This is a genomic window from Roseburia porci, assembly GCF_009695765.1.
Lineage (GTDB): Bacteria > Bacillota > Clostridia > Lachnospirales > Lachnospiraceae > Roseburia > Roseburia porci.
The window spans coordinates 1-13,310 of sequence record NZ_VUNI01000036.1; the positions used below are offsets into that span (position 1 = coordinate 1).

The 13,310-nt window shown below is 37.9% G+C and carries 15 protein-coding genes and 1 pseudogene; 15 read left to right on the forward strand and 1 reads right to left on the reverse strand.

Annotated features, from left to right (window positions below; genetic code table 11):
- Nucleotides 1-137 precede the first annotated feature (137 nt).
- A complete protein-coding gene (bioB, locus tag FYJ75_RS13705) occupies nt 138-1,106 on the reverse strand; it encodes a biotin synthase BioB (protein ID WP_154430977.1) in 969 nt (322 codons plus the stop codon).
- A 223-nt stretch (nt 1,107-1,329) separates the two neighbouring features.
- On the opposite strand from bioB, the gene FYJ75_RS13710 reads away from it, so the two are divergent.
- The 15 genes and pseudogenes from FYJ75_RS13710 (at nt 1,330) to FYJ75_RS13780 (ending at nt 13,187) form a co-directional block, all read left to right on the forward strand.
- A complete protein-coding gene (locus tag FYJ75_RS13710; RefSeq protein ID WP_154430978.1) occupies nt 1,330-2,142 on the forward strand; it encodes a substrate-binding periplasmic protein in 813 nt (270 codons plus the stop codon).
- Complete coding sequence (locus FYJ75_RS13715; protein ID WP_195839039.1) at nt 2,117-3,175, forward strand: ATP-binding response regulator; 1,059 nt, start codon at nt 2,117-2,119, stop codon at nt 3,173-3,175. The genes FYJ75_RS13710 and FYJ75_RS13715 overlap by 26 nt, the downstream gene beginning before the upstream one ends.
- 99 nt (nt 3,176-3,274) lie before the next feature.
- Nucleotides 3,275-3,694 carry a Fur family transcriptional regulator gene (locus tag FYJ75_RS13720; RefSeq protein WP_154430980.1) on the forward strand — a complete coding sequence of 140 codons (420 nt, stop codon included), beginning with the start codon at nt 3,275-3,277 and terminating at the stop codon, nt 3,692-3,694.
- Nucleotides 3,695-3,729: 35 nt separating this feature from the next.
- Complete coding sequence (locus FYJ75_RS13725) at nt 3,730-4,029, forward strand: hypothetical protein (protein WP_154430981.1); 300 nt, start codon at nt 3,730-3,732, stop codon at nt 4,027-4,029.
- 100 nt (nt 4,030-4,129) lie between these two features.
- A complete protein-coding gene (locus tag FYJ75_RS13730; protein ID WP_154430982.1) occupies nt 4,130-5,140 on the forward strand; it encodes a metal ABC transporter substrate-binding protein in 1,011 nt (336 codons plus the stop codon).
- An 8-nt stretch (nt 5,141-5,148) separates the two neighbouring features.
- Complete coding sequence (locus tag FYJ75_RS13735; protein WP_154430983.1) at nt 5,149-5,826, forward strand: metal ABC transporter ATP-binding protein; 678 nt, start codon at nt 5,149-5,151, stop codon at nt 5,824-5,826.
- A complete protein-coding gene (locus tag FYJ75_RS13740; protein WP_195839040.1) occupies nt 5,826-6,668 on the forward strand; it encodes a metal ABC transporter permease in 843 nt (280 codons plus the stop codon). The genes FYJ75_RS13735 and FYJ75_RS13740 overlap by 1 nt, the downstream gene beginning before the upstream one ends.
- Complete coding sequence (locus tag FYJ75_RS13745; RefSeq protein WP_154430985.1) at nt 6,665-7,231, forward strand: hypothetical protein; 567 nt, start codon at nt 6,665-6,667, stop codon at nt 7,229-7,231. The genes FYJ75_RS13740 and FYJ75_RS13745 overlap by 4 nt, the downstream gene beginning before the upstream one ends.
- A gap of 259 nt (nt 7,232-7,490) precedes the next feature.
- Nucleotides 7,491-8,846 carry an MATE family efflux transporter gene (locus tag FYJ75_RS13750; RefSeq protein ID WP_154430986.1) on the forward strand — a complete coding sequence of 452 codons (1,356 nt, stop codon included), beginning with the start codon at nt 7,491-7,493 and terminating at the stop codon, nt 8,844-8,846.
- A 4-nt stretch (nt 8,847-8,850) separates the two neighbouring features.
- A complete protein-coding gene (locus FYJ75_RS13755) occupies nt 8,851-9,678 on the forward strand; it encodes a MerR family transcriptional regulator (protein WP_154430987.1) in 828 nt (275 codons plus the stop codon).
- A 123-nt stretch (nt 9,679-9,801) separates the two neighbouring features.
- Nucleotides 9,802-10,170, forward strand: coding sequence for an SdpI family protein (locus FYJ75_RS14915; RefSeq protein ID WP_328596958.1), 369 nt, complete (start codon nt 9,802-9,804; stop codon nt 10,168-10,170).
- A gap of 309 nt (nt 10,171-10,479) precedes the next feature.
- Nucleotides 10,480-11,856, forward strand: coding sequence for an ATP-binding protein (locus FYJ75_RS13765; RefSeq protein WP_154430988.1), 1,377 nt, complete (start codon nt 10,480-10,482; stop codon nt 11,854-11,856).
- An 85-nt stretch (nt 11,857-11,941) separates the two neighbouring features.
- Nucleotides 11,942-12,163 (forward strand): annotated as a pseudogene (locus FYJ75_RS13770) (helix-turn-helix domain-containing protein); the annotation flags it as partial.
- A gap of 342 nt (nt 12,164-12,505) precedes the next feature.
- Nucleotides 12,506-12,883, forward strand: coding sequence for an SdpI family protein (locus FYJ75_RS13775; protein WP_154430989.1), 378 nt, complete (start codon nt 12,506-12,508; stop codon nt 12,881-12,883).
- A 52-nt stretch (nt 12,884-12,935) separates the two neighbouring features.
- Nucleotides 12,936-13,187, forward strand: a complete 252-nt coding sequence (locus tag FYJ75_RS13780; RefSeq protein WP_154430990.1) for a maltose acetyltransferase domain-containing protein — start codon at nt 12,936-12,938, stop codon at nt 13,185-13,187.
- The last annotated feature ends 123 nt before the right edge of the window (nt 13,188-13,310 follow it).

Sequence of the window (13,310 nt, forward strand, 5' to 3'; positions counted from 1 at the left end):
AGTAACTAGGAAGCCTTTTTGTCATGCCACAAATTAATGACCGCCACCTTCCATTCTAAGAATCTTGCAATGCAGGAGTCTATCCTTGTTTTCAATCAAGATTGCGAACTTGTTTCGCAATTGCCTAAAAATTTATATTACGCGGATTCAATTTCATAGGTAAATCCGGCATCTGTGATTGTTTTCAGTGTATCTTCAATTCCCTGTCCATCCTCTGTCAGATAGCCAGAAGCAAAGATAGAGTCAACGACACTGAGTAATTTCTTTTCTTCACCTTTAAAATAAACTTCTCTTCCGGCAGCGCAGCGGATGTCGGACTTTGGCACAAGAAGTCTTGCGAGACAAAGAACTTTCATGCAGTACTCTGTTGTCAGCATGGAAGTATCCTGATCTCCAAGCGGAGTTCCCTTAATTGGCAGCAGAAAATTGATTGGAAGCGCCTCCGGCTGGATTTCGCGCAGTTCCAGAAGCATGTCCACAACATCTTCTTTGCTTTCCCCCATACCAATGATGCCGCCGCTGCAGATTTCAAATCCCAGTCCCTGAAGCATATGGATATTTTCCACACGCTGTTCATAGGTGTGTGTTGTGCAGATGTTGTGATAATTGGAGCGGCTGGTGTTCAAATTATGGTTGATTCGGTCCAGACCTGCGTCCCGAAGCATTTTTGCCTGCTTTTCTGTTAAAAAACCAATGGAACAACAAAGATGTGTTCCGTGTTCTTTCATCTTACGGATACGACGGGCCAGTTCCTCAATCTCTTCATCCGTAAATTTCATACCACTTAAACCAATACAATGTCTGGACAGATGATAATCGTTTACGAAATCATTGTCCTGATATAATTTTTCTTCTTCCACCCATTTGTATTTCGCGATATCTGCTTTTGAGCGGCAGGACTGTGCACAATAGGCGCAATCCTGTGAACAGTTTCCACTGCGCGCATTTGTAAGAAGATGAATACTTACACGATTGCCCTTATACTTATAGCGTAAATTCTTTGCACGATCCATTAACTCATCAAGCTGTTCATCCGGAGTATTCAAGATAGCAATAGCATCCTCTCTCGAAAGAACAGGATCTTCTTCGATAAAATCGAAATTCATAATCATACCTTCCTTGTTATTTTTTGTACGGTTACCACCTTACCACATAAAAAAGCTAATTGTCAACCTAGCGAAAATAAAGGGTTTACAATTGCGGGAAAAGATGGGAAGCGAAAGGTGCAGAAAATAAAATAGTAATGGTACAAATGTACTATCTTATGGTATGCTAATGATAACCAAGAAAACAGGAAGCAGATTCGCAACGTGAAAAGGACGGAAAAGAATGAAAAAATTAACGGCTTTGGTGTTAGGTATGCTTCTTGCTGTCATATCCTGCTGCCCCGTGTATGCAGCATATGTGCCACAAGAAGAAACCCCAGATTATAAAGTATCCTATTATGCATTTGACTGTTTTAATATGCAGGATGAAAATGGACAAAAATACGGGTACGGCTATGACATGATGCAAAATCTGTCAAATTACATGCAATGTACGTTTTCCTATGTCGGTTATGAGAAAAGCGCAAAAGAGTGTGAAGAAATGCTGCGAAATGGCGAGCTTGATATTTACACGGCAGCAAAACGGACTCCGGAACGGGAGCAGGAATTTACATTTTCCAAATATCCGGCGATAACGGCTACGACCTGTATGAACGTAAAAAGAGGAAATACGAAGGTAATTGCAGGTGATTATTCTACCTACAATGGGTTAAGGGTTGGACTGTTACAAAGGCATACCTATAATGACCGCTTTCAACAGTTTGTAGAAGAAAAAGGGTTCAACTGTGAAATCGTATATTATACAACGCCTACTGAACTTTCCAATGCATTAATCGATGGGGAAGTCGATGCGCTGGTTGACAGTTATATACGTACACCGGAAGATGAAGAGACGATAGAAAATTTCGGGGAAACGCCTTATTACTTCATGGCACGAAAAGAAAATCAGTCGTTGATCAATGAACTTGATAATGCAATCGACCAAATGAATATCGAAACCCCGAATTGGCGCTCCGATCTGTATAATCTCTATTACGGTTCTCAGAACTCCAATGAACGCAGTTCTCGGAATGACCCAGATCGCAAAAAAATATAAAAGCGATCCCGATAAACTCGATCATGCATTGGAGCATATTGCGTCGGAAGGCAATTATCTTTTAACAATGATCAATTCTATTCTGGACATTAATCAGCTGGAATATGGACATATGGAGCTGATCAATAAACCGTTTGATCTGGAAGAATGTATGTATGACAGTATACAGATGCTGCGTCCGTTAGCCAAAAAGAAGGAGCAGACGTTAAGAATTTCTTCTGATGTTCATGAACATATTGTTGTTGGAGACTCGGGACATTTCAGCCAGATCATGGTAAACATTGTATCGAATGCCATCAAGTATACGGATATAGGTGGCGAGATTAATGTTCTGCTGGAGGCGCTTCCTGAGAACCGCTATCGCTTTACCTGTACGGATAACGGAATCGGGATGGATCAGGAATTTATCCAGCATATTTGTGAAGACTACAGCCGCGCAGAGGACAGCCGTACTTCCTCATCGGAAGGAACAGGACTTGGAATGTCCGTGGTAAAGGGATTTACGGAATTAATGCATGGAACACTGGAGATTAAGAGTGAACCTGGAAAAGGATCAACCTTTATTATTGAAACCCCATTTGCAGAACCAACGCAAAAAGAACGTGAGATTGCACTGAAATCTGCCTCAGACAGTCAGATGAATATCGATTTTAAAGGGAAAAAGGTGCTTCTTGCAGAAGATAATACCTTAAATGCAGAGATCGCAACCGAATTATTAGAGAATATTGGTCTTGTTGCGGACTGGGCAGAAAATGGAGAACTTGCTGTTCAGAAATTTGAGCAGTCTGAGAACCATACCTATCTTGCAATTTTTATGGATATGCAGATGCCGGTGATGGATGGAATCGATGCAACGAAAAAAATCAGAGCGTTAGACCGCCCGGACAAAGATATCCTCATATTTGCGATGACGGCGAATACGTTGACGAAAGACCGGCAGCGCTGTGAAGAAGCTGGAATGAATGGCTATATCTCCAAACCGATCAATTTAAAAGAAATTGAAAAAACGCTGAAGGAACATATAGATATTTAAAGAAAATATTAAAATCAGTTGACAAAATAAATTCATATGTTAGAATGAAAACGGTTTCCAAAATGGAAACCGTTTTCAAATTGGAAGAAGGTGGAGAATTTGGCTAAAGCTAAGTATAAAACAAAGCAGATGACCGAATTACTTACCTTTTTAAAATCTGTAAAAGGCAGCCATGTTACCGTCAGTGACATAAGCGATTATTTTAAAAAACAGGAAATCGCAGTCGGCACCACAACCATATATCGTCAATTGGAGAAAATGGTTAAAGAGGGCATAGTTGCAAAATACATTGTTGATGGAACCAGCAGTGCCTGTTTTGAATACATTGGCAGTAAAGATGCAGAGAGTAATAGCGTATGCTATCACTGCAAATGTGAAAAATGTGGTAAACTGATACATCTGCAATGCAGCGAAGTAGAGGAACTCAGAAAGCATATGATAGAGCATCACAGCTTTGAAATGGATTCACTTCGTACAGTATTTTACGGATTATGCAGTGAATGTAGAAAAACACAGTGAGTTTAGGCAGTAAGATTGTGGGAAAGGAGAACGGAATGTATACAAAGAATCAAAAAGCGGTTTCAATTGCAGTATGTATATTGCTCGTCTTTGTCACATTTGCTTCTCTTTTCTATATCGCAAAAGAGGAAAGACATGATTGCACAGGCGAAGATTGTCCAATTTGTTCCTGCATTCATCAGGCAGAGCAGCTGCTGAAAAATATCGGAACAGATACGTCTGCCATTGCAAATGTAAATTTACTCCCGTTATTTGTGACACTACTGTTTACATGTCAGTTTCTGTTGTTTTGCAGTACATCTCTGGTAAGTAAAAAGGTAAGATTAAATGATTGAATAAAACTTTTCGCAGAATAGAAAGGGTGGGCAGATAGCGTACCTTTTATTTTTGTACTCTTTTTTATTAATACAAATGAAAGCGGAGGTTTTATTTCTTATGAAAAAATATATTTCTCTATTATTAGCAGCAGTTGTAACAGCATGCTGTCTTTCCGGCTGCGGTCAGAAAATTTCCAACACACAGACAAATGAAAATGGACAATCGACTGAAATAAGCGAAAATGATTCGCAGAAAATGAAAGTCGTTACAACAATTTTTCCGGAATATGACTGGGTAAAGCAGATTGCGGGTGAAGAGGCTTCGAACCTGGAGCTTACGATGCTTTTGGATAACGGGGTTGATCTGCACAGTTATCAGCCGACTGCAGATGACATTATGAAAATTTCAGAGTGTGATCTTTTTATATATGTTGGCGGAGAGTCGGATGCATGGGTAGAAGATGCATTAAAAGAAGCCGTCAATAAAAATATGAAGGTTATTAATTTACTGGATGTTCTTGGGAATACAGTGAAAGAGGAAGAAGTAGTTGAAGGCATGCAGACAGAGGAGGAAGAGTCAGAAGAAGGTCCGGAATATGATGAGCATGTATGGCTTTCCCTGAAAAATGCAAAAGTTCTGTGTAAAGCTATTGCGGATGATCTGGCAGATATTGATGCCGAAAATGCACATATTTATCAGTCGAACGAACAGGATTATGTGAAGAAATTGGATGATCTGGATAAACAATATCAGGAAGTTGTAGATGCATCATCACAGAAAACATTGATTTTTGGTGATAGATTTCCGTTCCGCTATATGGTGGATGATTATGGACTGAGTTATTATGCAGCTTTTGTTGGATGTTCAGCGGAAACGGAAGCCAGTTTTGAAACCATTACCTTTTTAGCAAAAAAGACAGATGAGCTTGGAATCAGAAATATAATGACCATTGAGAAGTCGGATCAGAAAATCGCAAAAACAATTATAGATAATACAAAAGACAAAAATCAAAACATATTAACGCTGAATTCAATGCAGTCAACAACATCAGATGATGTAAAAAATGGAACAACCTATTTTTCAGTTATGGAAGATAATTTAGAGGTATTAGAGGAAGCATTGCAGTAGGAGGGAGTATGGCACAGATTACCTGTCAGAATCTGGCAATCGGATATGACGGCAGATCAATTCTGCGGAATATAAATTTTTCTGTAAATGAGGGAGATTATCTTTGTATTATCGGAGAAAATGGTACTGGTAAATCAACGCTCATGCGTACGCTGCTTCGGCTGCAACAGCCAGTCAGTGGAATGATCCAGTATGGCGATGGATTGAAAAATAACGAAATTGGATATTTGCCACAACAGACGATGATACAAAAGGATTTTCCGTCATCTGTGAGAGAGATTATTCTCTCCGGATGTCAGAATCGACTTGGATTGCGTCCTTTTTATAGCAGAAAAGAAAAAAAACATGCAGATCAGATTATGGAAAAGTTAAAAATTACAGAGCTGGAGCATCGTTGTTACCGTGAATTGTCAGGAGGACAACAACAAAGAGTACTGCTTGCCAGAGCATTATGCGCAACGGATAAAATACTTTTACTGGATGAACCCGTGTCCGGACTGGATCCAATTGTAACAAAGGAAATGTACCGGTTGATTAAACGGATTAACAGGGATGATAAAATTACGGTTATTATGATTTCACATGACATTCGTGCTGCAATAGAATATTCCAGTCATATCATGCATGTTGGAGAAACAATGTTTTATGGGACAACAGAGGAATATGAAAGCAGGTGGTTGATTTGATGGATAAACTGATATTATATTTTCAATATCCATTTGTAAGATATGCGTTGATTGTTGGAGTGTTGATTGCATTGTGCTCATCCCTGTTGGGAGTGACATTGGTATTGAAACGATTTTCATTTATCGGCGATGGATTATCTCATGTTGCTTTTGGAGCGATGGCAGTAGCGACTGTTTTAAACATTACAAACAATATGTTGTTTATTTTGCCGGTAACAATTGTGTGTGCAATCTTATTATTACGTACAGGTCAGAATACAAAAATAAAAGGAGATGCTGCGATTGCCATGATTTCAGTGGGAGCACTGGCAATCGGTTATCTGTTAATGAATATTTTTTCAACGGGACCAAATCTCTCAGGAGATGTATGCAGTACACTTTTTGGTTCGACTTCTATTTTGACATTAACGAAAGCGCAGGTGATATTATGCTGTATTTTATCTGTGCTGGTTGTAACATTATTTGTTATCTTCTATCATAAAATTTTCTCCGTTACCTTTGACGAGACTTTTGCAAAGGCCACTGGTATAAAAACGGACGCGTACAATTTGCTGATTGCTGTGATTACAGCAATCATTATTGTTCTGGCAATGAATCTGGTAGGGTCTCTTCTGATTTCAGCATTGGTAATATTTCCAGCATTGTCTGCTATGCGGATATTCAAGACTTTTTTTTGTGTTACGATTTGCTCAGTTGTGTTGTCGGTTATCTGTGCTGTCATCGGTATCCTGTCCTCTATTCTGGCAGGAACACCGGTCGGGTCAACGATTGTGGCAATTGATATTGTGGCATTTCTGATTAGCAGTTTTATAGGAAAAGTATCAGGAGGAAATGCGCAATGAAGTGGATAGAAATCTTAACAAAAGGAAGTATTCTTGTTTTATGCATGGTGTTACTCATGGGGTGTGGCACAGATGCAGAAGACAATGGGGATGCCAAAACGCAGAACATAGAACATCAGATTCAGGGACCAACCCTGGAGAATACACAAAAAGAAGAGCAGGAAACAGAAGAAAATCAGAAAACACAGGAAAATCAGCCGGAGGACAGTTCTGTTGATTATGATCTTACACAAATGGGCAGTGATATGGTGTATGCAACTGTGTATCAGATGATGATGACTCCGGAACAATATGAAGGAAAAACTTTTCGTATACAGGGAAGTTTTCATGCAGAATATTATGAACCGACTCAAAAATATTATGAATATTGCATTATTAAGGATGCAATGGCATGCTGTGCGCAGGGGTTAGAATTTGTGTGGGGAGATGGTACTCACACATATCCAGATGAATATCCGGCAGAAAATGAAGAAATTATGGTAGAAGGTACCTTTGAGACATATACGGAAGAAGGAGATACGCATTTGTATTGCAGGCTATCGGATGCAGAATTAATATTTTAGAACTAAGAAAATAACTTTGTCAAAGCAGTCAAGTTCAGGTAAGAAAGAGCATTCCTCTGTAGTCATTTTTGTGTCCTCCGTAACTTTCATTTGATAATGTTAGTATATTGGAACACAGAACTGGCTGCCGTCGAACTGGCTTACAATTGTGGCCGGCATCTTACACTTTCGTAAGACAAAACAACATAAAGTTCCTATTGACTCTACAATCGTTGTAGAGTTTACGATATACTTATATTATAAGAAAGAGGACATCATTATGGAAAAAAATCTTACGACTGGCGGTGTATTCAAAAATGTAATTTTGTTTTCGCTACCGTATTTACTTTCCTATTTTTTGCAGACACTTTATGGAATGGCAGATTTGTTTATTATTGGACAATATGACGGTGTGGCAAGTACTACTGCGGTATCGATCGGCTCACAGATCATGCATATGATTACCGTTATGATTGTAGGTCTTGCTATGGGTACAATAGTAAGTATTGCACAGGCAATTGGAGCGAATAACAAAAAACAGGCATCTAAGGTTATTGGAAATACAGTAGTTTTGTTTATGGGAGTTGCTATTGTGGGAATGGCATTGCTGCTTATGTTCGTACACCCGATTGTATCGGCAATGTCTACTCCCGTGGAAGCTGTAAGTGGTACGGTCACATATCTGACAATTTGCTTTATTGGTATCCCGTTTATCACAGCGTATAACATCATCAGTTCTATTTTCAGAGGTATGGGAGACAGCAAGAGTCCGATGTTTTTTATCGCTGTGGCATGTGTTGCCAACATTGTATTGGATTATCTTTTTATGGGTGCTTTTAGACTTGGTCCTGCGGGGGCGGCACTTGGAACAACTATTTCTCAGGCAGTCAGTGTACTGGTATCATTAATTGTTATAATAAAAAGAAAAAGCATTGTGTTAATTAAGGCAGATTTCAAACCTCATCGTCCGGTGATGAGGAAAATACTATCGATTGGAATTCCAATCGCTGTGCAGGATGGATTGATTCAGGTTGCTTTTATTGTGATAACGATTATTGCAAATCAGAGAGGATTAAACGATGCTGCCGCCGTAGGCATTGTAGAGAAAATCATGAGCTTTCTGTTTCTGGTTCCGTCTTCTATGTTATCTACCGTTTCAGCTCTTGGTGCACAGAATATCGGGGCAGATAAACCGGAAAGGGCAATTGCAACTTTGCGATATGCTGTTTTGATTGCAGTTGGATTTGGAGTATTAGCAACTATTACAATTCAATTTACTGCCGGACCGATTGTATCTTTATTTACAGATGGGAATACATCCGATGGCGCAGATGTGATACGTCTTGGCGGTCAGTATTTGAGAGGTTATATCTTTGATAGCATTTTTGCAGGCATTCATTTTAGTTTCAGTGGTTATTTCTGTGCCTGTGGAAAATCAGGGCTGTCATTTTTACACAACATTCTGGCAATTGTACTGGTGCGTATTCCGGGAGTTTATCTCACATCAAGGATATTCCGGACAACATTGTTTCCGATGGGACTCGCGACAGCAGCAGGTTCGTTGTTATCTGTACTGATCTGCATGATTGCATTTTATGTGATGTATCATAAAGAACCGGTAAGAAAGGAATCGTGATTATATGGATAGAAAAGGGTTATTTTCCATAGGTGAGGTATCAAAACTTTTTCATATCAGTGTCAGCAGCCTGCGGCATTATGAGGATGTTGGACTACTTCATCCGAAATATACTTCACCTGATACAGGATATCGTTATTATGGAACGGAACAGTTTGAAGTGCTTAATACGATTCGGTATTTAAGAGCTTTAGATATGCCATTGACGGAAATAGAGGATTTTTTGAAAAACAGAGATATCAGTAACATTGAAGAAAAGCTGATGCAGCAAAAAAAGATTGTTCTGGAAAAGCAACAGGAATTGAAACGCATTGAACAAAAAATAAACCATCGTTTAAAAGGTTTATCAGAAGCACAGAATATGCCATTAAATACTGTGACATTCGTGCAGCTTCCGGCGAGTCGTATTGTATGGGTGGATGCTCCGTTGAAAATTGAGGATTCACAGGATATGGAAGCTCCTATCAGAAAGCTGGATCAATCACAGGCAGAGGCAGTTGTGTTTCTTGGCAAAGTGGGACTTGGGATTTCGCCAGAGCATCTGCAGACAGCAGAATACCAAAAATATGATGGCATCTTTTTAATACTGGACGATGAAGATATCTATGATGGAGAGACAATGCCAGTGGAGGAATCCTTATGTGTCCGTCTGTGTTTCCGAGGCAGCCATGCAGAAGCTCAGGGGCAGTATAAGAAATTGCTGGATTATATAAAAAAATATCAGATGCAGATTGTCGGATTTTCCCGTGAGATTACACTCATTGACTATGGTATTACAAATGATCCAGAAAAATTTGTGACTGAAATCGGTATTCCTGTAAAATGTGATTGATTGCAGTAAGAAACCTCTTGAAAAATTGGAGCGGACAATCAACCGGATGGGTATTGTTCTAAAGCCTTTGCGGTGTTTGGGTTTCCGATAATTCTGCTGTTCTTTCATTTTTTTTGTGTGGCTGTGACAAATATTGATCCAAAGGCAAAAAATATCAACAAAAAAATATTCCGGGTTGTCTTGTGGATTTGTCCACTGGTTTCTTTGGTTGTTTGTAACACCATATATTTATTCAATTTAGGATATCAACTTAACATCGAGTTTCTCTGTGGATTGCTCGTTGGAGTTTTGTATCTCATTCTAGGCAATTTTATTCCAAAAATAAAACCGAATTATAGCATTGGTATTCGTGTTCCCTGGGCATTATTAGATTCTGACAATTGGTATCATACACATCGGTTCGGAGGAAAATGTATGGTCATTGGTGGAATGTGTTATAATAGGATGGATAATAGAAATAATCGCGATTCCTTACCATGCTTTATTGTATGAAAATCTATAATATTTTCTTTTTTGATTGGGTACTTCTCTGTCATTCAAACTTTTTTCCACATTTTTATCCAGAACTGAAAGGTGTTGTGGGACCGCATATGTTTGGGTATAACATGAAATCACATATGTTACATTTCGTTATTTATATTCCTATTTGCGCTGTGGTTGCATGGATATGTACAATTTTTTAAGTTTAATTTTATTCGGTCATAACTGATTCGGTAGCGACCGAATAAAAATTGACAGCTGCTTACATTCTCACTATACTATAGATATCATTTCATATTTTCAATTTGGAGGATATTGTGTATGTTTTATGGAAGAGAAAACGAAAGAAAAAAACTGTGTACAATGTTCCGTTCAGATGGTCAGATGATTTCTCTGATTTATGGAAGGCGACGAATTGGAAAAAGTGAGCTTATTAAGCAGGTATTAAAGGAAACAGATATAAAAAGCATTTATTATGAATGTAAACAAACCACAGAAAAGAATAATGTAGACAGCTTAGCAGAACTTATTGGCGAGAGATTTGATTTTCCAAAACCCGCATTTGAGAATATGGAAGTTTTGCTGAAGTTTCTGTTTAAGATGTCAGAAAAAGAACCGATGATTCTTGTTTTGGATGAATATCCATATTTACGGGAAAATTCAAAGGGACTTGACAGCGTTTTACAATCGGTCATAGATCATTATAAAGATACTTCGAATATGAAGCTTATTGTCTGTGGTTCTTATGTGGATACCATGAAAGCTCTTTTGGAAAAACAGAATCCGTTATATGGCAGAATTGATCTTACGCTTAATCTGAAACCAATGGATTATTATGAATCAGCATTGTTTTATCCTGAATTCTCAGAAGAAGATAAAGTAAGATTGTTTAGTGTGTTTGGTGGAATTCCATACTATAATCGGTTGATTGATGCCAAAAAAAGTGTGCGTGAGAATATCATTGATCTTATCGCCTCATCTGGTGCACGTCTGGAAAATGAAGTATCTATGTACCTGAATTCAGAAATTTCAAAAATTACTAATGCAAATGAAGTTTTTGAAGCACTTGCAAAAGGATATTCCAGATATAAGGATATTCTTGATCAGTCAAATGTTTCGAGCGGGCCAGCATTGATTGATATTCTTGATAAGTTGATGCGCATGGATGTTGTCGCAAAAGAAGCTCCGATTAACGATGAAAACAATAAGAAAAAATCAGGATATTTTATTTCCGACAATTTATCATTGTTTTACTATAAATATATTTTCAGAAATATGTCGAGAATGAATATTATGGACCCTGATATTTTTTATGATAAATATATTTCAGACGATTTTGAAACGAAGTATGTTCCGAAAAGCTTTGAGAGGATTTGCAAGCAGTATCTGATCAGAAAAAACCGAAAAGGTCTGCTGGATGAGGTTTTTGAAAAAATAGGAAAATACTATTATGATGATCCTGTTGAAAAAAAGAATGGAGAATTTGACATTGTTACCTTGGATGACAAGGGATATATATTTTATGAAGCAAAGTTTAGAAAAGACCCTGTGACAGAGAGTACTGTCCAAAATGAAATTCGTCAGGTAAAGCAAAACGGCTTGAAGTGTTATAGATATGGCTTCTTTTCAAGAACCGGATTTACCTGCGAAGAGGGAAAAAATCGTATATTGATTGAATTAAAGGAACTGTACAAATAAATAAGCTCATGTTAACATGCGTTGCTTGTAGCAACGGCTCTTTTGATCATAGAATGGAGTCATCAAAAACAAGGAGGCGCAGATTATGTTGAATGAAAACATTAAAAATCTTAGAAAATCAAAAGGATTATCCCAGGAAGAACTTGCAATTAAATTAAATGTGGTAAGACAGACTGTTTCTAAATGGGAGAATGGTATATCGGTTCCGGATTCAAATATGCTGATTGCATTGGCGGACGAATTGGATACATCAGTAAGTGTATTACTCGGTGAAAATATACAAGAAGATGGATCAGATGATATAAAGTCAATTTAAGAAGAGATAAAATCAATTCAGATTAATTACAAGAAACAAAATCATTTTATAATGATCAGGGAAGCTTATACGTCAGTTATGCCGAACTGGGATTTATGGATTTTACTGCTTAAATCTTTATTTTGTTGATCTAAGCAGTATATACGCTTTAAAATGAATGGAAAGCCTGAATTAATACTGCCTGAAACTAAAAAAACGTTTTTTAACCAGTAAATATTCTTTCGAATTGTTAGAAGGTTTAAATAAATACTGCTTAAAATCAAAAAAAGTCCTTTCAAGCAGTATACATATAAGACAACAATGAAAAATTTATGATTTGTGGAGGTGGATTTTATGTGGTTTTGGTGGTTTATGTTCATATGTGATTTGATTATTCCTATTGTTATGATTATTGGGGGAAGAATGATGTGGAAACATTGTCCCAAAGGTATAAATGGCATAGTGGGATACAGAACAACTCGTTCCATGAAAAATATGGATACATGGAAATTTGCTCACGACTATTGCGGAAAACTTTGGTGGAAATTAGGATGGTTAATGATCATACCATCTGCTTTGATACATATTCTGTTATGGCATAGTGATGAGAGTACTATTGGAATTGCAGGTGGGATTCTTGTGACAATTCAAAGTATTATTTTGGTTATATCAATTTATCCAACAGAGAAAGCTTTGAAAAAACAGTTTAATGATGATGGAACACGTAGATAATTTTCCGTTTTTGGAACTGAAAAACGGAAGTTTGGGAGGAAATAGATTTATTATGGAAAAGACGAATCATGAAAAGATGCTGGACAAAGAAGAATATTTTCCAGATCAGGAGCTGGCAGATCTCGCATATGAGTGTAGTGAAGGATTGCAGCTTATTAATTCTCAGCCGCCCCGTAGTGAGGAGCGTCAGATGTTCCTGCAGAAATTCTTTGGTTCTATTGGAAGCCATGTGACAATCAAGGGTAATTTCAACTGTGACTACGGTAAGAATATCTATATCGGAAGCGGAACTATTATTAACTAAGACTTCCCATACCTAAAATAGGCTTCGCACCTTGAAAATTCAATACTTCAGCTAACAAAATAGCAATTTATGCCACCACAGCCTCTGGATGGAGTGCATTACGCAGATATTTCGGTAGTCTTG